The sequence below is a fragment of the Ulvibacterium sp. genome, assembly GCF_965228935.1.
GTDB lineage: Bacteria > Bacteroidota > Bacteroidia > Flavobacteriales > Flavobacteriaceae > Ulvibacterium.
Map to the genome: position 1 here is coordinate 2,444,272 of NZ_OZ245846.1, position 22,655 is coordinate 2,466,926.

Consider the following 22,655-nt stretch of genomic DNA (forward strand, 5'->3'; position numbering starts at 1 on the left):
CCCCTTCTTTTCCTTATTTTATTTTTATCTTTCCAAATCCAACGCGATAGAAAACCAAACTTCTTGAAAACAGTATCCCAAATAAAGGAACCTATAGAACATGAAATGGAACTTTTTGAGAAAAAGTTCTTAAATGCCATGTCCTCCAAGGTCGCGCTCCTCAATCGCATTACCTACTATATTGTAAATCGAAAAGGCAAACAAATGCGACCTATGTTTGTTTTTTTGACCGCTAAGCTGCTGAACAACGGGGAGGTAAACGAACGTACGTATCGTGGGGCCTCGGTCATTGAACTTATTCACACGGCTACTTTGGTTCATGATGATGTAGTGGACGAAAGCAACAAGCGCCGCGGATTTTTTTCCATCAATGCATTATGGAAAAATAAGATAGCCGTTTTAGTAGGTGATTATCTCTTATCAAAAGGATTATTGTTATCCATAGACAATGGCGATTTTGATCTACTTCGGATCATTTCGGTGGCTGTCCGTGAAATGAGCGAGGGGGAACTGTTGCAGATCGAAAAGGCAAGGCGATTGGACATTACGGAGGAGGTATATTACGATATCATTCGTCAAAAGACAGCTACTTTGATTGCCGCATGTTGCAGCTTGGGCGCCTGCTCCGTAAAACCCGATTCGCAGGATGTGGAGACCTTCCGAAAATTCGGGGAGCTCTGCGGTATGGCCTTTCAAATAAAAGATGATCTCTTTGACTATGGGGAAGAGAAAATCGGGAAGCCTACGGGTATAGATATCAAGGAACAGAAGATGACCCTGCCCCTTATCTATGCCCTTAATAACTGCTCCAAATCGGAAAAAGGATGGTTGATCAATTCCGTAAAAAATCACAATAAGGACAGGACCAGGGTAAAACAGGTAATAGCTTTCGTAAAGGAAAAGGGAGGGTTGGACTATGCCATACAGAAAATGCTCGATTTTAAGGAAGAGGCCCTGAAACTTCTGGAGACGTATCCGCCTTCGGAGTACAAAAGCTCCCTTGAGCTTATGGTAAATTATGTAGTGGACAGAAAAAAATGAAGTCGGATGGCATCGTCCTTATAGCAAAATGACATATTTCTGCCTTTCCTAAAACTTCAGAAAAAAAAAATCAACTTTCCAGGCAACGTTTTCTTGTACTGAATCGTCTATAGAAATAAGGAGTAACCAAAACCACTTTTATAAAATTGAAAATTATTTCTTTTTATAAAAACGAAAAGCAGCTTATAGAAAGAGCGACTTCTGGCAATCGGGATGCGCAGCAACGCCTTTACGAAAAATTTGCTCCCAAAATGCTCGGGGTTTGTAGAAGGTACATCAAAGATTTGCAATTTGCGGAAGACGTTATGGTCAATGGTTTTGTAAAAGTTTTTCAGGGACTTGAAACTTTTCGTCATCAGGGCAGTTTTGAGGGATGGATAAAAAAAATCATGGTGAGGGAAAGTATTTCCTATTTACGAAAACAACAATTTGTAGTCTATGATGATACGGTATACGAAAGGCACGGGGAAAAATTCGTTTCGGATACCTCTGCCAAATTGGACACCGAATACATACAGACCATGATCGATGCCTTGCCTGAAGGCTATAGGACCGTATTCGTATTGTATGCCGTGGAAGGGTATAAACATCAAGAAATTGCCGAAATGCTGGCCATATCGGAGAGTACCTCAAAATCGCAATTGTTCAAGGCCAGAAAGTTGTTGCAGCAAAGTTTAAAGAAACAAAATATTATAGGATATGGAACCGAATAGTTTTGAAAAGCATATCAAAAAACAATTGGAGACAAGGGAAATACGGCCTTCTCCCGAGGCTTGGCAGAAGGTGGTAGGCCGTTTGGACGTTACTCCAAGACCAAAATCGAATCGTTTTTTGTGGTATGGCATTGCGGCGGGCTTTGCAGGTCTTTTGGTAATCTCTTTGGTGTATTTGGACTCTCAAGGGCCTGTAGTGAATCCTGATATTGAAATCGTGGATACGGATAGTGAAAATACCAAAGTTGGGGATACGTTAAAAAAAGGAACGGATGAAAAAATATTTCAAGAACAGCCTCAAGTGGTCGGAACAAATAGAGGTTTGGATATAGAAAAACCCTTGGAAGAACCGATACATTTTCCGAACGAAAAGAGAATAATCGAGGAAGACACCTTGGAAGACATGGGGACGATCATTGCTTCCACGGATACAACGGGAGATACAGAAATTGAAAATGAAACTTCAAGCGAGGATTCGGAAGCTATCATCAATACCAAAATAGCGGAAATTATGGCGCAGGTCGATGTTCTGGAGCAGGAAAATAGAACGGTCTCCGATGCGGAGGTGGACTCCCTTTTACTAAAAGCGCAAAGGGAAATAATTGCGGAAAAACTTTTCCTGGAGAACGGAAAGGTAGATGCCATGGCTTTGTTAATGGAGGTAGAGGATGAACTAGATCAATCCTTTAGGGATCAAATTTTCGAAAAGTTAAAAACCGGTTTTATGAGGGTACGCACGGCCGTGGCGGATCGAAATAATTAATTCATCAATCATTAATGGATTTCCTTCTTCTCTCCCCGCGACCGTCGGGGAGATAGGGAGGGAACATTTCAAAAACAAACAAGTATGAGGACCATTGTTTTTTATTTAACCTTGATTTTAATTTCCTTGATTATGAACCATGCCGTTGCACAAGAGCGGAACAAAGAAAAAATTGAGGCCCTAAGGGAGCAAAAGATCAAGATTACGGAGCAGGAGAAAGAGGCATTAAAATTGGAAATAGAGCACATCAACAGAAGATTGGATGATGGTGACCTAAACGCTGAAGAAGCAAGGATTCTCAAGGAAAATGCAGCCAAACTAAGGGCATTGAACATTGAGAACAAACACGCTATCATCGATAATAAGATAGCGTTGTTGGAACGTAACCAGGGAACTATGCTCGAGGAGGAAAAAGGGTTTTCCATTATCGATGATGGAACGGGAATTAGTATTAATGTGGATGGGAAACCGTGGCATGTTTTCGAAAGAAGTGATAAGCCTCCAAAATATGACCGTCGTACGTATTCCGATCCGGTTGTCGCCATAGGCTTTAACAATGCCATTATCGAGGGTCAATCCCTGGATGATTCGCCCTATAAAATTGGGGGAAGCCGATTTTTTGAATTGGGGTGGGTATGGCGCACCAGAGTTTTTGACAACTCCAATTTTATGCGCTTTACGTATGGGTTTTCCTTTCAATTCAACGGCCTAAAACCCAAGGACAATCAATATTTTGTAATCAACGATGAAGGTCAGGCGGAATTACAGGAATTCGAATTCGAGCTGAGCAAATCCAAATTCCGTATGGACAATCTCGTTTTCCCGATTCATTTTGAATTTGGCCCCTCAAGATTTAGACAAACGGAAAATACCATTCGATACTCCATCCAAAACCAATTTCGACTGGGTATCGGCGGGTATGGCGGATTTAACCTGAGCACCCGCCAGAAGTTGAAGTACGACCGGGCCGGGGAAAACGTTAAGGACAAGCTGAAAAGGGGCTATAATACGACAAATTTTGTATATGGACTTAGCGCATATGCCGGGTTCGATGGCATACTACTCTATATAAAATATGATCTGAATCCGATTTTTAAGGACGCTTTGGTAGAGCAACGGAATATTTCTTTGGGCCTTCGGTGCGACTTGTGACGAGGTGGAATAAGGTTCGCCTCTTTAACTTGAGGCGGATCTTAAACCTTTATTCTTAATCTATTCCTATGGCATTTTCCATCTCCGGGGTAAATTCATTCTGGTAATAAACACGTTTGCAATGGGAACATTCCGCAAGCTTTGAGGTGGAAATTTTAAATAGCTTGACCCAAAACAAATGAAAGTAGTTGGATGTCCTGGAAACGGTCAGAGTTCCGGTCTGATTGCAAAAAGGGCAGCGAACACCGGATAGGCGCTTTATTTCGGTTTTTCCGGGACGGGTACCAAGGAAGAGTATCATAGCACAAAGATATCGGAAGAAACATTCAAATTAATGTAATAAAAGAAATAAAAACAGTAACCAATGGAACCTACGAAAAGAACCGCAAGAATTGCCGGGACATTTTATCTCATTCTCATATTGAGTGGCATGTTTAGTTTGCTCTATGTACCCTCCGAGCTTATCGTCTGGGAAGACCCTGGAATGACCGTTGAAAATATCAAAGCTTCGGAACACCTGTTTCGGCTGGGCATACTAAGTGGTTTACTATGCTTCGCCTGCTTCATATTCTTACCACTAACGTTGTACAGATTACTTAAAGGAGTCAATGAGGGCCAAGCCGTGCTCATGGTGGTTCTTGCCATAGTTAGTGTTCCTATATCCTATATTGGCATAACATATCAAATAGACCTACTCACCTTAATCAATGATTCCGAGTCCTTAAAAACTTTTACTTCGGACGAGCTACAGGCAAAGGCGATGCTGCTTCTTAAATCCAGTAACAACGGAAGTTTGGTGGCCCACATATTTTGGGGACTATGGTTGTTTCCTTTTGGATATTTGGTGTACAAATCGGGCTTTCTCCATAAATTTTTAGGAATCATGTTAATGCTGGGTTGCTTTGGATACCTCTTGGACTTTCTGGGGTATTTCCTTTGCGAAGACTATGGACAAACTTTGGGGGCTACCCTTGTAGGTATTCCCGCTGCCATAGGGGAAATCGGGATTTGCCTTTGGCTTCTGACCATCGGGATAAAGGTGGTTAAAGCTCCGCAAGGTTAAATCATAAGACCTGCTTTTAAAAAGCTACATTTTGGCTTATATTTATGGATACAGGTTATATTTGCCTGCCAGATTTCGTTTGTTTTGATTTCAAAATCCACCATAGATCAAGTATATGAAACCGCCCGTTTGGAAGAGGTTATCGGTGATTTTGTACAATTAAAGAAATCAGGATCCAACTTTAAGGGGCTGAGCCCTTTTACCGATGAGCGTACACCAAGTTTTATGGTTTCACCGGTAAAACAGATTTGGAAGGACTTTAGCAGTGGAAAAGGGGGCAATGTGGTGGCCTTTTTGATGGAGCATGAGCATTTTACCTATCCCGAGGCCATAAAATACCTGGCCAAAAAATACAATATCGAAGTCGAGGAAACCGAGCGCACCGATGAACAGAAGGCCGAGGCCAATGAGCGCGAAAGCATGTACCTGGTTTCCGAATTTGCCCAGAAACACTTTTCGGAAATGCTCTGGGAAACGGAGTTGGGCAAGGCCATAGGTTTAAGCTATTTCAAGGAACGTGGTTTTACTGATGAGACCATCAAAAAATTTGGTTTGGGCTATTGCTTGGATCAATGGGACGGATTTACCAAAGCCGCCCTTGAAAATGGGTATAAGTTGGTGTATTTGGAAAAAACGGGATTGACTATCGTTAAAGAAGATACCCAAAATCCCGATAATACCAAGAAATTCGATCGATTCAAGGGACGGGTCATGTTCCCTATTCACTCCATGAGCGGTAGGGTTCTTGGTTTTGGGGGACGTATTTTGACCAATGATAAAAAAGCGGCCAAATACCTGAATTCCCCGGAGAGCGAAATTTACCATAAGAGTAAAGTACTCTACGGTATTTACTTTGCAAAACAGGACATCGCCAAGGAAGATAATTGCTATCTGGTAGAAGGATATACGGACGTCATCCAATTTTATCAAAGGGGCATCCGCAATGTAGTATCCTCCAGTGGTACCGCCCTTACCCCGGAACAGATACGTTTGATCAATAGGCTTACGAAAAACATTACCGTTCTGTTCGATGGGGATGCCGCGGGATTAAGGGCGTCCCTAAGGGGTATCGATCTGATCTTGGAACAGGGCATGAACGTTAGGGTCTGTCCTTTTCCGGAAGGTGAGGATCCGGATAGTTTTGCCAAGAATAACGAGTTGGAGGATGTTCAGCTTTACTTGGAGGAGAATGCAAAGGACTTCATTCAGTTTAAGGCAAATTTACTGGCAGAAGAAGCTTCCAATGACCCTATAAAAAGGGCGGAGACGGTTCGTGATATTGTAAATAGCATAGCCAAGATTCCCGATGCCATTAAGCGCGAAATCTATATACAGGAATGTGCACAGATTATGAATGTTTCCGAAAACGTTCTGTTCAGCACGTTGGCCCAAATCGGTAAAAAGGAGATAGCGGATGCCGTAAAAAAAGCCAAACCGGAACAAAAGGCCTTTGATGTTGTAAAAAATCAGGTTGCCGTTGAAAAGGTAGATGTGCAATACGAATTGGAGCGAAAGATTATTGAGGTGCTTTTACTGTACGGAAATGAAAGGCAGGAATTCGAAGACCTTGTTCTAAAGGAAAACGATGATGGCGATTTGATCTTGGAACCAGAGTCCCTGGAAGCCAAGGTCTATGAAAAAATTTATTTGGATCTTCAGGAAGATGAGATAGAGCTAACGAACGAACAGTTTCGAAGTATCTACTATAAATTGATAGAGCAATTAAATGCGGATGAGGATTTTTCCATAAGCACTTTTATCTCAGATCTTGACCAAAAAATGGTAGAGGAGATTTCATCCATTCTCATGGAAGAAGAAAAGTATGCGTTGCATAATTGGGAGCGAAAGGATATTTATCCCAGGGATAAAAAGACCGGCGTGGGGCAATTGGTAAGCGAGACCATTTTGACCTTACGTTGCTATTTGATCAAAAAGCGCATGGAGGCCCTTCAGAACAATACCCAAGAAAATCATGGGAACAATACGGAGACCCTGGAGGAGATTATGAACTATCTCCAATTGAACAAATTGTTGAATAAAAAACTGAATCGGGTACTTTCATAAAAAAACAGAGGCCCCAAAAGTGTAACTTTTGGGGCCTCTGTAATAGATGATTACCGCTCTAATACAATTCCAATGCTTTGGCTTGTTGTAAAAGATCTACCATATTGTCCACGTTCAACTTTTTCATTAAACGTGCCTTATAGGTACTGACGGTCTTTTCGTTCAAGTTAAGACCAATGGCAACATCCTTGTTTCGTTTTCCGCTGGCCAATAGTTTAAGCACTTCAACCTCTCGCGTAGAAAGTTTCCTGAAGAACCTTCTTGGTCTTTGGGTTCCTTCGTCAAATGCCAGTCTTTGGGCAAGTTCATTGGTGATGAACATATTGCCCTCGCTTACTTTTCGCACTGCGGAAATAATGTAATCTATATCCGAGGCTTTGGACAAATAACCGAATGCACCTGCCCTAATGCTGCTCAGTGCATATACATCTTCGGATTGTCCGCTGTACATCAACACTTTAACATCAGGATACTCTTTTTTAATCTTTCGCAAGGTGGCGATACCGTTTATCTCTGGAATATCCATTTCCAACATAACGACATCAGGGGTAATTCGTTCCAGTTTTTCAAAAAGCTCGGATGTAGTGGAAACGTCTTCCACTACCTCAAAACCAGAGGCAGATTCCAATACATGTTTTACACCCATCCGGATGATAGGGTGGTTATCAGCAATTAATACTTTGATCATTTCGCTAGTTTTAGTCTAAAAATATACCCAAATTTGCAGAAGTCCAAAAAAACTGACATGCAATGTAAGGTTTAATTATCTGAATTCGTAAACAAAAATGGTTTTTTTTTATTAAAAAGCCTTATTTTTTGAATATTATTCGATTTATCTACTTGATTCTTAGTTGAGTGGTCTATTTTAACATTTCGGGAATCTCGCATACGGGTATCGGCTTCATTTTATGTTGATTGGCCGAGTTTAATTGCTTAAATATAGTAAAAACTTCCTTTTCCCGACCAGAAAAGTCTGAAACGGTCTTTCCCTCATCATCCATTTTCATGGCCCATTCCAATTCTGGATAGGAAGCGCCAATCTGATCTTCATCGGTTCTGTTATCGCCCCAAAGACCATCCGTGGGGGCCGCTTGGATGATTTCCTCGTTAACGCCCAAGTAATCTGCAATTTCATAGACTTCGGTTTTCAATAAGTCGGCAATAGGGCTCAAGTCCACTCCACCATCCCCATATTTGGTATAGAAACCCACACCAAAATCCTCGACCTTATTGCCCGTACCGGCCACCAAATAACCCTTTAAGGCGGCAAAATAATATAAAGTGGTCATTCGTAGGCGTGCGCGGGTATTGGCCAATGACATAAAACGGCTTTCCTCATCGGCTACGTCGGGAAGTACTTCAATAAGACTGTCGAATACCGAGGTAAGGTTTACCGGCTGTCTTTTTACATTCGGGTAATGTTCCTGTAACCAATCAATATGGTTGGCCGCCCTGTTTACCTGTTTTACGGACTGGTGAATGGGCATTTCCAGACAAAGTACATCCAAACCGGTCCGTGCACATAAGGTGGAAGTTACTGCGGAATCGATACCCCCGGATACACCCACCACAAATCCCTTCATTTTGGCATTCGTAGTATAATCCTTTAACCACTTTACAATATGGTCTACTACCTTTTCGGTCTGCATACTGCTCTTTATTGACGAAACGATTAACTTTGCCCGATAAAAATAAAGCCTTGATGTCTAAAAATAAAATGGAAACGGGATTACTTTATACAGTAAAGTACATTTTTACTTTTTTCTTAGTTTCTTTCCTGCTTTTAGGCTGTAATGACAATGATAAGGTTGCCGAGGCAATCGGTAAAATGGATTTAAGCCTACAGGTCTTCCGTTTTGACCGAGAATTTGCCAAGGCGGAACCGTCGGACTTGCCCTCGCTCAAAAAAGAATACCCTTATCTTTTTCCCGCCCAATACCCGGATAGTGTTTGGGTGGTCAAATTAAAGGATATCGTTCAGGTTGAACTTTTAAGGGAAGTTGGTGATGAATTTTCCAATTTCGAACAGGAAGAAACCGATTTGCAATTGCTTTTTAAACATATTAAGTATTACTTTCCCCGGTTTGATGTCCCCAAAATTGTTACGGTCACTTCCGATGTAGATTATGAAAATCGCGTAATCCTTACGGATAGTCTACTTTTAATAGGGCTTGATAACTATCTGGGCCCCGAACATAAGTTCTACGAGCGAATATCCAATTACATTGCAGCAGGTATGGACAAACAATATTTGGTCAGTGATGTGGCCAGCGCCTTTGCCAAGCGAGTGGTGCCCAGGGCAAATGACCGAACCTTTTTGGCCCAAGTTGTCTATTATGGCAAGGAATTATATGTAAAGGACAAGCTGACCCCATTTTTATCGGAGGCCCAGCGCATTGGCTATTCCCAGGAAGATTTGGAATGGGCCCACCTTAATGAAGAACCTATGTGGCGTTATTTTATTGAACGTGAGCTCCTGTATGATACGGATGCTAAACTAGGTCCACGTTTTTTGGACCCCGCACCCTTCTCCAAGTTTGGGCTGGAATTGGACAACGAATCCCCGGGACGTATAGGGCGCTATTTAGGTTGGCAGATTGTAAGGGCCTTTATGGAACGGAACGCGGTTTCCATGCAACAGATGCTCGGTCTGCCCGCAGAGGAAATATTCAAAAAGAGTAATTACAAACCCAAAAAATAAACTATGGCTAAACTCCATACTTCGGAAATTACCCTAAAGGTAGGGTTGGATGAAAACCGCGTTCCAGAGGAACTCTCCTGGTCCGCACAGGATGGGGGTGTCCATAATGAGGAGGCTAAGGCCATGTTACTGTCGGTTTGGGACAGTAAGAACAAGGAATCCCTAAAGATCGATCTTTGGACCAAGGATATGCCAGTGGATGAGATGAAGATTTTCTTTCATCAAACTTTGGTTTCCCTATCGGACACTTTTATGAAAGCCACACAGGATGAAAAAATGACAGCTACCATGAAGGATTTTTGCGACTACTTTGCGGAGAAACTGGAATTAAAAAAATAAGCTTCATTTTTTGGTGTATTGTCATTTGATACGGTAGGTTTATGAACATTTGGCATTTCACCCAAATTTCATTGTTTATCTCATCGATTTAGCCTTAAATTTAACGTCCTAAATACGACTAAAGCAAGACTTTTTATGGCTTCCACTAAAAAATTTGATATTGAAAACTTGGGCATACCCACCTTTCCGTCCCCGCTCCATTTGAGCAAGACAAAGGGTGATAAAGTTTTCAATTTTGTGCAGGACAAGGATAGACTGCTCTATGATATTTCCTTAAGTGAATTTAATCGGTGTGTGACCGAAGACGAGGAACCCCTTTGCTTGGAGAAGGCAGGTCCACGGGAAAAACTCCTGTTCGACCCCACAAAGACCACGGCAGCCATCGTTACCTGTGGCGGACTCTGTCCCGGGATCAACAACGTTATTCGTAGCTTGGTTATGGGGCTCTATTACTTTTATGGGGTAAAGAACATTTTGGGCGTACCTTACGGTTACGAGGGACTTATCCCGACCTATGGGCATAAACTAAAACATTTAACACCGGATATCGTAAAGGACATCCATGAATTCGGGGGGACGGTTTTGGGCTCCTCACGTGGGGGCCAGAGTGTTTCGGGTATGGTGGACACCCTGGAGGATAATCAGGTGGATATGCTTTTTGCCATTGGCGGGGACGGAACCTTAAAAGGGGCCAATGCCATAGGTGAGGAAATTCAGAGACGTGGCCTGAAAATTTCGGTGGTCGGCATTCCCAAGACTATTGACAATGATATTAATTTAATAGACAAGTCCTTTGGATTTGAGACGGCGTTTGATATGGCCAGTCCCATTATACGGGATGCCCATAACGAGGCTACGGGTGCCTACAATGGAGTTTCAATCGTAAAGTTGATGGGGCGGGATAGCGGCTTCATTGCGGCATGTGCCGCGATGTCCATGCCCGTAGTGAATTTTGTACTGGTACCTGAAATGGAATTCGAATTATACGGCGAAAACGGGTTTTTGGAAAACCTAAAAAATCGTTTGGAAACAAAACACCATGCGGTCATTGTCGTGGCGGAAGGTGCGGGCCAGCATCTTTTTACGCAAGATAGCACGGAGACCAAGGACGCCTCGGGCAATGTAAAACACAAGGATATCGGACCGTTCTTAAAATCCGAAATCGGAAACTACTTTAAGGCCATGGACAAGGAGGTTACCATTAAGTATATAGACCCCAGTTACATAATCCGTAGTGCTCCGGCCAACGCAGGTGACAGTATTTTTTGTAGCAGGTTGGCCCATTATGCCATTCATGGGGCCATGGCGGGAAAGACCAAATTCGTAGTAGGCAGGTTGAACAACAAATTTGTGTATTTGCCCATATCCGAGGTTACCAATAGGCGTAAGAAGATAGACTTGGAGGGAGAGTTTTGGTTTGCTGTATTGGAAAGTACGGGCCAGCCTTTTCTAATGAGTTGACTTTTTTTTAAAGACACCTAAATTTAGGGAACGGATTACACAATTAGCTAAGATGCCATTTGATGTTCGGGACAATCGATGCGCAAATCCTTTTGGTATAGGCGCTTCTCCAATAGTCTGCAATAATCGTTTTCCGACCCGGATTCATAAAAGCGGCATGAGGTACACATACGTTGTACATTGACGATGCCGGCTTTATTCAACTTTTCGATCAACTCCAATAGGCTTTGGAAGAGTATCCTTTTTTGCTCCTCAGAGAAGGAATGAATAGGTTTTTCAATAGGATGGGCAAAGGAACTTGTCCGTTGCACCGTGGTCTTCCCTTTTTCGGTAAGGTATATAAAGAAACTTCGGGTATCGGAAGGGTCGGTCTCCTTAAGAATGAGATTCTTTTTCAACAATAATCGTATGGATTCACTGATTGTGGCCTTGGTTACATTGAATTCCTTGGCCAAATAGTTGACCTTACATTTCTCCGGCAGGTGGAAATGGACAAACAACAGGATTTGTAATTGAATGGGTGTAAGTGCATTTTCCTTACCTTTTTGCCAAAGCAAGACCTTAAAGGCCTCGGAGACGCGCTCCAAGGCCACTACAATTTTACTTTCTATATGCTGGTTCTGATATTTTGGATCAAAGGTCTCCATAAAACAAAAATAGCCCCAAGAAATTAGTTTACCTAACTACTTGGGGCAAAAACTAGTTGTCGGATACTGTATAGGGCAAGGATAGGTCTCCCGAAGCTATACTATATACGGAATAGACTCCTAGCAAAGGAGCATCCTTATTTGAGGTATTAACCTGCATATAAGCGGTTACCGCGTCAAAATTAAATTGTTTACGGTGGTTCATCCGGTATAGGGGAACTACCACTTTTATGGTCGGCCCATGGGCAATCACGGCAAAACCCGGAGAATCCATGTACATGGGCATACCTGGATTGGTAGGCGGCAACTTTACCTTGGTATCTCCTTTGGGGAATTGTTTTACACTTAATCCGCCGGGAACACGCTTGTCCTCGTTTAAGACGACCCAATGGGGGTGCCAAACCACCCCATCGTCGTCATAAATGGTATTTGTGTTTTCATCCCAAAGGGGCGTATCGTCAAAATCGGGATGGGAAGTCAACGCCAGTGCCACGATTCCATCGGTTTCGGAAAATCCAACATCGGTAGAGGAGAGGTTGGTCGGAAAGACGTACCCCAAGACCGGGGCACCGTCCATCTGTCCGACTTTTTCAGGAACACTAGCCCCTGCAAGACCCTTTACCCTTATCGTAAATACCAACTGTTGCAGTTCGGTATCATGGATAACGGATGTGCTTTGGATCATCAAATTTTCCGAATCCTTGAAATCGGCCGACTCGTTAAGCGTTTGTCCCTTACAGACCAGTGCACCAAAAAGAAAGCCGTACACCATGAATAACATATGTTTCATTTGCTTAAATAATTAGTTAAACTAACAATATAGATTAAATTTTTTAGGATCGCACCTCTTCCAAGGTAGCCCCATGGTTAATGTGCAATACGTTGCCGTTGTCCAACACCAGCGCGGGAACCGATCGAACACCGGCATTTTCGGCTATGGAAATTTGGTTCTTTCGTTCGCCCAGGTGCACAATGTCCACCTGTACCTTCGCGGAGTCTATCAAGTTTAGAAATTCTTGTTCCGCATTGATACAAACGGGACAGCCTGCGTGATAAAATGTTACTCTTTTCATTTTTGTAAATTTTGGTTAAGGCATTATTGCCGGGACAAATATAGTAAGTTAAACTAACTAAATATACTATTTTTGAAATTTTTTTCCCATTCTTCGTTTTAAATAGTTCTAATACAGCTCTTTGTAGTACTGGCGAGCCATCCGTTCGCTTGTAAATTCGGGAACCACGTCGGTAATCGCCTGGAAAACGATTTCCTGCCAAACTTCCGATTGGTCATAGTAAATGGGAAGTACCTTATCTTCCAAAACCGTATACAGATGCTCACTGTCCAATTTGTCCTGTTCCTCTATGGGCAGTGTGTGTGCCAGTTCGGGCAGCACAAAGCTGTTTTTCCCATCCTTGGCAAATTCCGGAATCCACCCATCATTGGTCGTTAAGTTAACGGAGCCGTTCATTGCTGCAGTCATTCCACTGGTACCCGAAGCTTCCCGGGTAATCCTAGGGGTGTTCAGCCAAACATCGGATCCCGTCTTTAGCTTTTTGGACAACTCTATCTCATACCCGGTCAATACGGCCAAGTTAGCCTCATTTTTGCTGAAACTTACCAAATAATTAAAAGTGTCGATAGCAGGAAAGTCCATGGGATACGGTTTCCCTGCCCAAATAATCTGTACGGGGTACTTCTGATTTTTCAAGATACCTTGAAACCGTTGCATATCGTGCAATAGCAAATCGGCCCGCTTATAACCTGCAAAGCGCCTGGCCCAAACAATGGTCAATATTTTAGGATCAAAAAGTTTTCCCGTTTGGTCCAGAACAAGTTCGAACAACTCCTTTTTAAGGGCCGTTTTTCTTTTTACAAAGGCTTTGGCATCTTTCTTTTTCCAGGCCTTTTGGAAATCCTTGTCCTGCCAAAATTCCAAGTTCTGGGCATTGGTTATGGGAATGATCTTATTTGCACCTCCATACCCGTTCCACATGGCCTTGGATACCTTGGCGTGTAATTTGGATACCGCGTTCGCCTTTTTGGCCATCCGCAACGCGGACACGGTATAGCTGATCGTATTCCCGTTCACCATTTCTTTTTGAAGCTCTGGTTCGGAAAGTGTTCGTCCAAAGAACCCGAAACGGTTCAAATGGTATCCATCGCGTTCCTCATTGCCTCCTTTTTCCGGAGTATGGGTCGTAAAGACCATTTGTGATTTTTTTACTCCACGATCCCTTAAATAATAGAAAGCTGGAAGGGCATGGCCCTCATTGAGATGATAGACATCCGCGCCCCCTAAAAGCTCCACTATCTTAGCACCACCGATACCTAAAACGATACTTTGGGCAACACGAGTCAGTTCATTGGCATCATACAAATAATCCGTTATGGTCCTGGATAGATAATCGTTGCCTTCCACATCGGTGGTCAAAAGATATATAGGGGCGGATCGGAACGTATCAGGCCTTAAAACCATGGCCCTTACCTTTACAGAGGTATTGCCATTGATTGCTACTTCAACCTCTAATCCGCTGTCTTCCAGAAAATGGTAATTCTTCTCAATGGAATTGGTCTGTAAAGTCTGGTCCTTATTTCTACCCTGATCATAGTACCCATATTTCCACAACATGCCGATACCAATGATATTCTGCTTTAGATCATGCGCGGACCGCATGTGGGAGCCGGCCAAAAAGCCAAGTCCCCCTGAATATATCTTTAAACCTTGATGGATGGCAAACTCCATGCTGAAGTAGGCCGTTCTTTTATTGAATTCCTTGGCAGGGGTATAGGGATGGTGCCAAGTACTATATTTCGAAAGGGTTTCTGTCGCTACCATAGATTTCTTTTTTGCCGCAAAAATAGGTGGATAAACTATTCTACCCAATTTATTTACAAAAAGTTAATGCTCATCGCAGCCCATAACCCATTTTACTGGGCCTGGATATATCCAAGTAGGAGCGGAAATTTACACTAACCGTAGTTGGGATAAAGACCAATATAGCCTATTTTCCTTATGGTCAATCTTCTTTTCTAACCACTATCCGAAACGCGTTTTTGGGGTTTTCGATCATGATTTGATCAATTTCCCTTTCGGTAAACCCATGGATGCGCATGGCCGGAATCAATTCCTTGGGGACTGCCTCAAATTCCCGGATGGGCCCTCCCCGGGGGAAACCATTGCCATCGTGGGAAAGCAAGATCCTATGGAGTAGATTTCGGGATTTAAATTGGTCGATAATCTGCAAAAACGTATCAATATTGGAAGTATTTACCCCATCAAGGGATATCCAGGCACCTTTTGAAGCGGTTTTCAACAATATGTCAATATCCGATACCTTGTTAGCATGTACCCAAATCCAAGCACTTGAACTTACCTTATATTCCTCGAGTAACTGAAGTTGTTGATTAACGGCTTCAGGATTATCCCCGGTATGGACGGCCAGGGTAAGTCCCGTGCTTAAATGGGTCAACAGGCCTGCCGTAAAGAGTTTGATGTCTATTGGGGAAGGTATCCCCTCATCGAACGCAAGCTTTATAAAACCGGGCCTTATATCCGTACCGTCAATACCTTTCCGAAATTCTTCTATCCATATTTTTGAAATTTCCATGGCATCGGATTCAAAGGCAAATGGCGGAATATAGCGATCATTGGCCGCACCATAGAAACCGGTATTGGTAATCAGTTGAATCCCCGTGGAATCACTTATCCTTTGTAACAGGTCTACGCGCCTTCCAAAATAGGCCGTAGTACAATCAAAAATAGAGTTAACGCCTAACGACTTCAGTTTCCTTAAGTAAGGAACCACCTGTTTAAATAGTGCTTCTTCGTTATATTGGGAGGTTTCGCCCTTATCCTTTCCAAAATTGGACATGATATGCTCATGCGTCAAAGCAAACCCTAACTGCTCAATGGGGATGGGCCCGTTTACCGTTGGGATGGTTTTTTTGGCTTCGTTCAGCTTTGCCTCACGACAAGCAGTTGTGGTCAAAAGTCCAAGGAAAAGCAGCCATATGCCAAATCTTGGTAGCAGTGCCGAAATGAAAGAAAGGAGTACGGGTTTTAAGGTCATTGGTCTTTGGATTCAATGGTTTCCAAGAAATCCGAATAGATGCTCTGTACTTTGCCTATTTCATTTTGCCCGGCTATACTCCGTATTTGTGTCAAAAGTTTTTCCTTGGAATCGCTATCGATAAGATGCCAAATCTTCGCCACATTTTCTGAGAAGGCCCTTGCCAATTCTATCTTGTCCCCAGGTTTGTATTTGACATGACTTTCATGGTTTTGGAGTGAAGCTTCCAAAATGGTAAGAACACCTCTTTGAAACTGTCTACTGTTGTTCTCCAGATGGTACGCATAATCTACGGATCCCTGTTCGATAGTATCGTAATAGAGTAGGGTCATATTTGCTACCTCCTCCAAGGTAAGCTTATTCAATTCTATCAGTTCATTACTATAATATTCCTGTTCTTTTTCGGTAGTACCGTAAATTAAGACCAGCCGCTTTACAATTTTTTGAAAGAAAAAGAAATCCCGAGTCTTGCGCTTGTAGCTTAGGGAATCTCCATTGGCAAGCCGTGGCAATGCGGAGATGATTCTTTGGAAATACTTCCCGGACTTTTTGCTGTTCAGTTTGGGAAGTGGCAGGGAATCCTTTTCCTTTAACCTTCCCAAGAGTTTGGCCGAACCCTCCAATTCGTCATAGGACCATTTTCTTTCGATTTTTGGCAATCCAAAGTCGTAATACTCTTGTAGCGTCTTCGAAAAATCAGGTTCTCTTGTACAGGAAAATACAACGCTGACAAAAAGTATTGGAACGAACAGTTTCTTTCTCATAATTTTTGAAATCTCATTTTAGTAGCTATTTAACATCGTCCGAGAAATGACCACCGTGCTTGCCCTTGGAGAACTTGGCTTTATTGAAATCGGATGATTTTCCCTTGGGGATGGTGAGGCTTTTCCATGTGCTCCCTTTGGCCATTCGCCCTATATAGGCAATTTGTCCGATATGATAGGCATAGTGGGCCATTTGCCGATTTACGGCCTCAATTAGGGTATGTGCCTGATTTCTTATAAAAATCTCGGTATTGAAGTTTTCCGCGTTTACCGAATGCAATGCGGTGAACAGGCACTCCCAACCGTCCTCCCACTTGGTCATCATTTCCGCCTTGGTACGAATAACGGACTCGAACTCCAAATCCCGATTCCGCCATTCCTTTTCCCCATCGGAGGTCAGAAAGTCGGTCCAACGCGATTTCATATTGCCCCATAGGTGGTTGACGATGATGGCAATGGAATTGGATTCGGCATTGAATTGCCAAAAGAGGTGCTCCTCATCGAGTTGAGCAAACGTACGTTCCCCAACGGACTTATAGTATTCAAACTGTTTGATGGCGCTTTGTATGTAGTCCAATTCCATAGACATCCGGCAAAATTAAAACTTCCTAGTTGAATATGCACCATCCTATCCTCAATGCAAAGAGGAGATGTATTCCCTTTCGGATCAGTAGGTCCAGTAGGAAGAACCACAATCGATGTAATGTATCGGGATATCCGTAACAAATTCGCGCATCCAATCGGCACAAAATTTCATCCCGCTTGCTTCGGAGTAAATATGCCCGATGAACACAATCGCTTTTTTTCTCCCTTGAGTAACGGCATCCCGTACATACTCATAGGTCTCCCATTGGGGCACTTCGCCGGCGACCACCATATCAACCTCCGCTTTCCGCAGCTGCCGAATGTGAGCCGAACTACCGGATGCCCCGGGGACGTACATCACCGTTGACAGTTGCATTTCCGGGTTCCCTACTACATGAAAACCGTTTTCCGGAAATGTCCGTTTGATGTCCTTTAGCAGCTCCTTTAGAGTGATTTGAGGAAATGTAAATTTGTACGGATCATCTGTATCCCTTTGTTCTTGCCACCCTAACTTTTCGGCCATCCCGGTAACGATACCATCGGGTTGGATGCGATGGATATAATCATGGAACCGCCAGATGACCAATTTATGGTCTTTAATGAATTGTTGTTTTTCCAGGAATACGGAATCCTGTTGAAATGACTCGGTTTCGTCCAGATGATTGTAATAGGTCGGTTCATGGGTGATGATAAGATTGCAGTTTTTTTCCACGGCCTTTTGCAAGACCTCCATGGTAGCGAACATACAGGAGACCACTCCTGTCACCGGAGTTTCGGGATTTCCTTCTATAATTACGTCAACGGTATTAGGTACCTCTTCGGAACCCGTTCTTTTAATTATGGCCTGAGTCAGTTCTTCTGCCGTTCTTGGCGTTTGGCAGGAAACCATCTGCGCCAAAAGTAGGAAAGAGCAAAGGGTAAGAATACGGAATTGGAAGGATTTTTTCATTTTCTGCGATTTTAATTCATGGGTTGTTTCCCCGTTTGGAAATCAGGGTATTCAGCTTATCGGAAAAAAGGGTGTCGATCCCATTTTTTAGGGTTACAAAATTATGGTTTGTGGCAGTATCGGTTTCGATCCATCCGCATCCTTTGTCAACATCGAAATCCAAGTATCCCTGAGCCGTAACGTTGAAATATTTTTTGGAAGTTTCCACCGCAAAACAAACGGCCACCAGATCCCAACTGGGTCGTTGATCGGCCAATGTTTTCTGTTCCACATTCCAGAGCCAGTCACGATAGGCCGTTCGAACGATGTTGCCGCTGGGCGTATGTATCAATGATTTTCCGGTCATCACTTGGGATCCACCGGAAATAAAGAAAACTGGTTTTGGGAAATGTTTCACCACATACTGGGTATGGGGAGCCGTACCATTAAAAAAGAAATTCCAGTCCTTGGTGTAATGGCCGTCGGGATTTTTTGCGTTAAGAGCCCCAAGGGCGACCCACCGCTTTATTTTCTTCTCGGCCAATGCCATTCCGGACAGATTGGAAATACTGTCCGGTTTGGAAACGAGCAGATCGTACAGGGCCTGGGTATGGCCAATAGTAACATATAGCACACTGTTATCCTTTTGTTCCGCCAATAGCTTACGGAGAAATAGGGTCTGTTCCGGGACATCGGTATTGCGGATTACCCGGTTCCTAAACGCTATGGTATCCTGGGCCAATTTTTTGGCTTGCATTTTGTCCACGGGATCCCCAAATTCAAGGTCATAATTGGCACCGATAGGGATGCTGTCATTGCCGTAATACCGGTTTATGGCATCGATAATTCCAACACCATAAGGAACCGCTCCGGAGCTATAGACCACGCCCAAAATTTCCGCCTGCCCGGAATTTGCATATTCGTTCAACAGAGCCAGCGCCCCGACATCATCGCAGTCCGATCCCATATCGGTATCCAGCAGTATTTTTTTTATGGAAGAGGGTGCAGTCGTTTTGTTCTGACAAAACAAGTTATGGGCCATTAGAAAAACTAGAAAAAAGCGGATTAGCGAACATATCATGCTATTAATTTAGGCAATTCCATGAAATGTTAGAGCATTATTTGGCCGGAGTGTAATCCATTCCTTTTTTGCTGTTTTCTACGGAATTTAACCAGACTAATAAATCCGACTTTAACTGTTCAGCAATTTTCGGATTTTCCTGAATGACATTTTCCCTTTCAGATGGATCCCGGATTAAATCGTACAATTCCAGATGTTTCAAATGTTCATCACCGATAAGTTTATATCGGTCCGTTACCCAGGATATTTGCTGGCCATAGATAAATCCAATAGGTTTGGGCCTTTGGGACTCCTTGCCTTTCAGTGCCTTTAAAACGCTTGTACCATCCAGGGGCCGTTGATCGGGAAAGGGAATATCCAGAATATCTAAAAGGGTGGGCAAATAGTCACTGGTGACCATGGGAAAGTCCACGCGTCTCCCGCCTTCCAAACCGTTTTTCCAAACGACAAAGGCAGGCACTCGTACACCCCCTTCATGGAGGCTTCTTTTGCGTTCCCGGAAAATACCGGCACTGCCGGGCGTTCCCCGTTCGGGGCCATTATCGCTACAGAAGAATAGAATGGTTTCCTTTTCCACACCCGAGGCTTCCAAGGCTTGCCATAATCGTCCCATTTGTTCGTCCAGGGCGGAAATCGTGCCATAATACAATTGTTCGGCCAGATTCCTTTGGGGATAATAGGCTCGGTGTACACTATCGCTGACCACGGGCAAGTGGGGGGTATGGAACCATAGGGTGGTAAAGAACGGCTTGTTTTCCTGGAGGGCATTTTCCATAAACGGAAGTACCCTATCCATGATAATACGGGAATCATCGCCCTTTAGATTCCGGGTCTCTCTTTGGTTTTCCCCAGTCCAATAGGCGGTACCATAGGCTTGGGCGGAATCCGGATGTTGGATCGCTTTCCAACCATAGCGTTTGCTTTCCCCGGCTTCAAAGGCTCGGGGATAGACCATAGGATCAAAGGTAGGTACCTTGGATTCGGTACAGAAGTAGCTATCATAACCATGTTGGGTGGGGATGCTGTAATCCACACGGAACTTTTCCTGGCCGCCCCGGTTGGCATCGGGGACGGATTGGGTCAAGGTACCCAGATGCCATTTGCCAAAATGCCCTGTTGCATAGCCTGCTTTCTTGAGCAATTCGGGAAGGGTGATTTCTTCGTTCTTCATATGCCCGGAATTCGCTGTGGGAATGTGCATTCGCAACGGATTTCTTCCCGTAAGTACGCTGGCTCGGGTAGGCGAGCAGACAGGGGAAGCGGAATAAAACCGATTCAAAATTATCCCTTGGGAAGCTAGGGAATCCAACCAAGGGGTTTTTACTTTAACGCTCCTATTAAATCCTACATCATACCAGCCCAGGTCATCGGTCATGACCAAGATGATATTGGGTTTTTTAGGGGGTTCCGTACAGGAGGAAATACCTAGGGCAAGAACCCATACTAGTTGTAGTAGTGTTTTCATAGCTCTTTTGGTAGCGGAGATTTTGATGATTTATTTTAAGAAGAGCACACTTTACAGATTCATATTCTCCAAATGGAAAATCTGCCGGAATAATCCAGCAAATAAGTTTTTAAATATGTGTTTTCTTAAATCTGTATAGACTTGGCAATATCCATTTAATAACTGAAATTCTTTTTGTGTATCCCCCCTAGTCCATAGGAACCGTAATAGGCCAGCCCTCAAACTGGGCCGCGTCCGCGTGGGTTACGTCCACATAGCGGGGCCAGCATTCAAAGGTGGCCGTCCGATCGGTCTTATTGAAACGGATCAGGCCATAACCCCCACCCCTAGAGGAGCTTTCGGGGTTTACATAGGCCATCATCCGTATCTTGTTGTGAAACCCATCCAGATAGTTGCCGGTCCAGGGGAGGGAAGTATCCGGGTTGGGATTGGCACCGGGCTTTTCGTCCTCCGGCCACCACCAGCGGCTATAGTAGTCATTAACAATTGCTGGCACTACAAAGGCCCAAGGGCCATCCCCAAATTCGTCTATGCCTTGTTGGATTACCGTGGCCAAATGCTGGTCACCTGCAATATGTACGGCCCTGGCTTTTTTGATCAATCGTAAGGCCTTGTTACGTCCGGTCTGGGGCCAGCCGTTACTGTCCAGATCGGCATGGAGGCGATTGTCCAGAGAACCATGGATATGGGCCCCACCACAGAAACCGGTTTGGGAAAGCACTACCTTTAACGCCTCCGGGTTTTGGTCGCCCCATTCGTCCAAAAATTGTAGCTGGCGATCGCCCAAAAGGGTAAGTCCGGGGAGATCTATAGAGGTGGGGTCATAGTCCGGATTACGGATATGATCGGGCCGTGGACCTTGTTGCGGGATTTTCCCCTCGGGCCCCGATTTGAACTTACGATCCTCAATAATGGCAAAATCTACGCCTCCGAGTTCTAAATTCGTATAATACACCCCGATTCCCTGTTCAATGGGCGTGGCGTCATAGGGATCCGGTAAATGGGCCGTTTGGCAGCGCTCTACCATTTTTACGTATTCCGGGTGATAGGTATACCCACCATCCGGGCCTCCAGCGGAGGTGGAGACCTTACCATTTTCGCCCCATAGGTTGCCCTGCCCCACATCGTGATCATCGGGAATGGCAATACAGGGCCGGTTCCGGAATAGTTCCCTGAACTGTAGGCCGAATTTTAACCAGGCCGCCGTATGTTCGGTGTGGTCATAGGACTGATCCCCTGCAAAAAATAGGATGTCGGGATCTTGGTGATTGACGTTCCGTACATAATTCTCGCGCATGCCTCGATCCTTGTTGGAGTTACAGGAAAAGGCGGCGATACTGATCTCTGTTTTGTCTGTTGGATTCTTGCGGACCAATCCCTCAAAAAAGGCTTTTTCCCCGTGACGGATCCGATATGGGGTATCCTGGGTATCGTCCCAATCGGCTACCCGAAACAGGGCGGACCAACCGATATCGTTTATTTGCTGTTTCTGGATTTCCGTCCATTTGCCGTCTTTTTGGATTTCCAGGCGTACCTCCCGGGTCTCATCGGGATACAGCGGGTATAACTGGGCCGATAGTTTTAAAATCCCATCATGGACGGTATAGATGCCAAAGGCGACCACACTGTCCCGATCTACCTTAAGATCAATTATAGGATTCTTCTCCCGATTCCACCAATCGTTGATGGCCAGGGTGTCCAGATCGGAAAAGGGTGCCTTTACCGGCGGGACTTGTTCTTTGGATTTCTCGGCACAGGAAAGTACCAAGCAGGCTAGGGTAAGGCTAACGAGTAATTTATACATTGGTCTTTGTTTT

At 44.0% G+C, this 22,655-nt stretch carries 23 protein-coding genes; 9 read left to right on the top strand and 14 right to left on the bottom strand.

What is annotated here, in order from left to right:
- Positions 1-63 precede the first annotated feature (63 nt).
- The 4 genes from ACO06Y_RS10110 (at position 64) to ACO06Y_RS10125 (ending at position 3,669) form a co-directional block, all read left to right on the top strand.
- On the top strand, positions 64-1,041 hold the full coding sequence (locus tag ACO06Y_RS10110) for a polyprenyl synthetase family protein (protein ID WP_422083710.1): 978 nt from the start codon (positions 64-66) through the stop codon (positions 1,039-1,041).
- Between the two features lie 146 nt (positions 1,042-1,187).
- Positions 1,188-1,754: an RNA polymerase sigma factor gene (locus ACO06Y_RS10115; RefSeq protein WP_422083711.1), complete on the top strand. Its 567-nt coding sequence runs from the start codon at positions 1,188-1,190 to the stop codon at positions 1,752-1,754.
- A complete protein-coding gene (locus tag ACO06Y_RS10120) occupies positions 1,741-2,517 on the top strand; it encodes a hypothetical protein (RefSeq protein WP_422083712.1) in 777 nt (258 codons plus the stop codon). The genes ACO06Y_RS10115 and ACO06Y_RS10120 overlap by 14 nt, the downstream gene beginning before the upstream one ends.
- Before the next feature lie 84 nt (positions 2,518-2,601).
- Positions 2,602-3,669 carry a hypothetical protein gene (locus tag ACO06Y_RS10125; RefSeq protein ID WP_422083713.1) on the top strand — a complete coding sequence of 356 codons (1,068 nt, stop codon included), beginning with the start codon at positions 2,602-2,604 and terminating at the stop codon, positions 3,667-3,669.
- A gap of 55 nt (positions 3,670-3,724) precedes the next feature.
- Here ACO06Y_RS10125 and ACO06Y_RS10130 read toward each other — a convergent pair whose 3' ends face one another.
- Positions 3,725-3,970 carry a zinc-ribbon domain-containing protein gene (locus ACO06Y_RS10130; protein WP_422083714.1) on the bottom strand — a complete coding sequence of 82 codons (246 nt, stop codon included), beginning with the start codon at positions 3,968-3,970 and terminating at the stop codon, positions 3,725-3,727.
- 63 nt (positions 3,971-4,033) lie between these two features.
- On the opposite strand from ACO06Y_RS10130, the gene ACO06Y_RS10135 reads away from it, so the two are divergent.
- Together ACO06Y_RS10135 and dnaG are read left to right on the top strand one after the other, a co-directional pair.
- Positions 4,034-4,732, top strand: a complete 699-nt coding sequence (locus ACO06Y_RS10135) for a DUF4386 domain-containing protein (protein ID WP_422083715.1) — start codon at positions 4,034-4,036, stop codon at positions 4,730-4,732.
- A gap of 84 nt (positions 4,733-4,816) precedes the next feature.
- Positions 4,817-6,796, top strand: coding sequence for a DNA primase (dnaG, locus tag ACO06Y_RS10140; RefSeq protein WP_422083716.1), 1,980 nt, complete (start codon positions 4,817-4,819; stop codon positions 6,794-6,796).
- A gap of 58 nt (positions 6,797-6,854) precedes the next feature.
- On the opposite strand, the gene ACO06Y_RS10145 is transcribed toward dnaG, so the two are convergent.
- Both ACO06Y_RS10145 and nadE read right to left on the bottom strand, forming a co-directional pair.
- On the bottom strand, positions 6,855-7,484 hold the full coding sequence (locus ACO06Y_RS10145) for a response regulator (RefSeq protein ID WP_299535263.1): 630 nt from the start codon (positions 7,482-7,484) through the stop codon (positions 6,855-6,857).
- 172 nt (positions 7,485-7,656) lie between these two features.
- Positions 7,657-8,445 (bottom strand): NAD(+) synthase, encoded by a 789-nt coding sequence (nadE, locus tag ACO06Y_RS10150; RefSeq protein ID WP_422083717.1) that lies wholly within the window; start codon positions 8,443-8,445, stop codon positions 7,657-7,659.
- A gap of 53 nt (positions 8,446-8,498) precedes the next feature.
- On the opposite strand from nadE, the gene gldB reads away from it, so the two are divergent.
- The 3 genes from gldB to ACO06Y_RS10165 all read left to right on the top strand — a co-directional run bounded on the left by gldB (position 8,499) and on the right by ACO06Y_RS10165 (position 11,297).
- Entirely contained in the window at positions 8,499-9,497 is a 999-nt protein-coding gene (gldB, locus tag ACO06Y_RS10155; RefSeq protein ID WP_422083718.1) for a gliding motility lipoprotein GldB, read from the top strand.
- A gap of 3 nt (positions 9,498-9,500) precedes the next feature.
- On the top strand, positions 9,501-9,836 hold the full coding sequence (gldC, locus tag ACO06Y_RS10160; RefSeq protein ID WP_422083719.1) for a gliding motility protein GldC: 336 nt from the start codon (positions 9,501-9,503) through the stop codon (positions 9,834-9,836).
- A gap of 135 nt (positions 9,837-9,971) precedes the next feature.
- Complete coding sequence (locus ACO06Y_RS10165; protein WP_422083720.1) at positions 9,972-11,297, top strand: ATP-dependent 6-phosphofructokinase; 1,326 nt, start codon at positions 9,972-9,974, stop codon at positions 11,295-11,297.
- A gap of 47 nt (positions 11,298-11,344) precedes the next feature.
- On the opposite strand, the gene ACO06Y_RS10170 is transcribed toward ACO06Y_RS10165, so the two are convergent.
- The 11 genes from ACO06Y_RS10170 to ACO06Y_RS10220 all read right to left on the bottom strand — a co-directional run bounded on the left by ACO06Y_RS10170 (position 11,345) and on the right by ACO06Y_RS10220 (position 22,642).
- Positions 11,345-11,944: a MarR family winged helix-turn-helix transcriptional regulator gene (locus ACO06Y_RS10170; RefSeq protein WP_422083721.1), complete on the bottom strand. Its 600-nt coding sequence runs from the start codon at positions 11,942-11,944 to the stop codon at positions 11,345-11,347.
- Positions 11,945-11,996: 52 nt separating this feature from the next.
- The gene (locus tag ACO06Y_RS10175) at positions 11,997-12,734 is read right to left on the bottom strand and encodes a hypothetical protein (protein ID WP_422083722.1); all 738 of its coding nucleotides are present in this window, start codon (positions 12,732-12,734) and stop codon (positions 11,997-11,999) included.
- Positions 12,735-12,777: 43 nt separating this feature from the next.
- Positions 12,778-13,017, bottom strand: a complete 240-nt coding sequence (locus ACO06Y_RS10180; RefSeq protein ID WP_422083723.1) for a thioredoxin family protein — start codon at positions 13,015-13,017, stop codon at positions 12,778-12,780.
- A gap of 108 nt (positions 13,018-13,125) precedes the next feature.
- Positions 13,126-14,781, bottom strand: a complete 1,656-nt coding sequence (gene glgP / locus ACO06Y_RS10185) for an alpha-glucan family phosphorylase (protein WP_422083724.1) — start codon at positions 14,779-14,781, stop codon at positions 13,126-13,128.
- A gap of 181 nt (positions 14,782-14,962) precedes the next feature.
- Positions 14,963-16,015, bottom strand: a complete 1,053-nt coding sequence (locus ACO06Y_RS10190; protein ID WP_422083725.1) for a hypothetical protein — start codon at positions 16,013-16,015, stop codon at positions 14,963-14,965.
- Positions 16,012-16,779: a hypothetical protein gene (locus tag ACO06Y_RS10195; RefSeq protein ID WP_422083726.1), complete on the bottom strand. Its 768-nt coding sequence runs from the start codon at positions 16,777-16,779 to the stop codon at positions 16,012-16,014. The genes ACO06Y_RS10190 and ACO06Y_RS10195 overlap by 4 nt, the downstream gene beginning before the upstream one ends.
- 25 nt (positions 16,780-16,804) lie before the next feature.
- Positions 16,805-17,362 (bottom strand): DUF1572 family protein, encoded by a 558-nt coding sequence (locus ACO06Y_RS10200; protein ID WP_422084165.1) that lies wholly within the window; start codon positions 17,360-17,362, stop codon positions 16,805-16,807.
- A gap of 84 nt (positions 17,363-17,446) precedes the next feature.
- Positions 17,447-18,313, bottom strand: a complete 867-nt coding sequence (locus ACO06Y_RS10205) for a Nif3-like dinuclear metal center hexameric protein (RefSeq protein WP_422083727.1) — start codon at positions 18,311-18,313, stop codon at positions 17,447-17,449.
- A gap of 16 nt (positions 18,314-18,329) precedes the next feature.
- Positions 18,330-19,373 carry a hypothetical protein gene (locus ACO06Y_RS10210; RefSeq protein WP_422083728.1) on the bottom strand — a complete coding sequence of 348 codons (1,044 nt, stop codon included), beginning with the start codon at positions 19,371-19,373 and terminating at the stop codon, positions 18,330-18,332.
- A 37-nt stretch (positions 19,374-19,410) separates the two neighbouring features.
- Positions 19,411-20,838 carry a sulfatase gene (locus ACO06Y_RS10215; RefSeq protein WP_422083729.1) on the bottom strand — a complete coding sequence of 476 codons (1,428 nt, stop codon included), beginning with the start codon at positions 20,836-20,838 and terminating at the stop codon, positions 19,411-19,413.
- 187 nt (positions 20,839-21,025) lie between these two features.
- Complete coding sequence (locus ACO06Y_RS10220; RefSeq protein ID WP_422083730.1) at positions 21,026-22,642, bottom strand: alkaline phosphatase D family protein; 1,617 nt, start codon at positions 22,640-22,642, stop codon at positions 21,026-21,028.
- Positions 22,643-22,655: the final 13 nt, after the last annotated feature.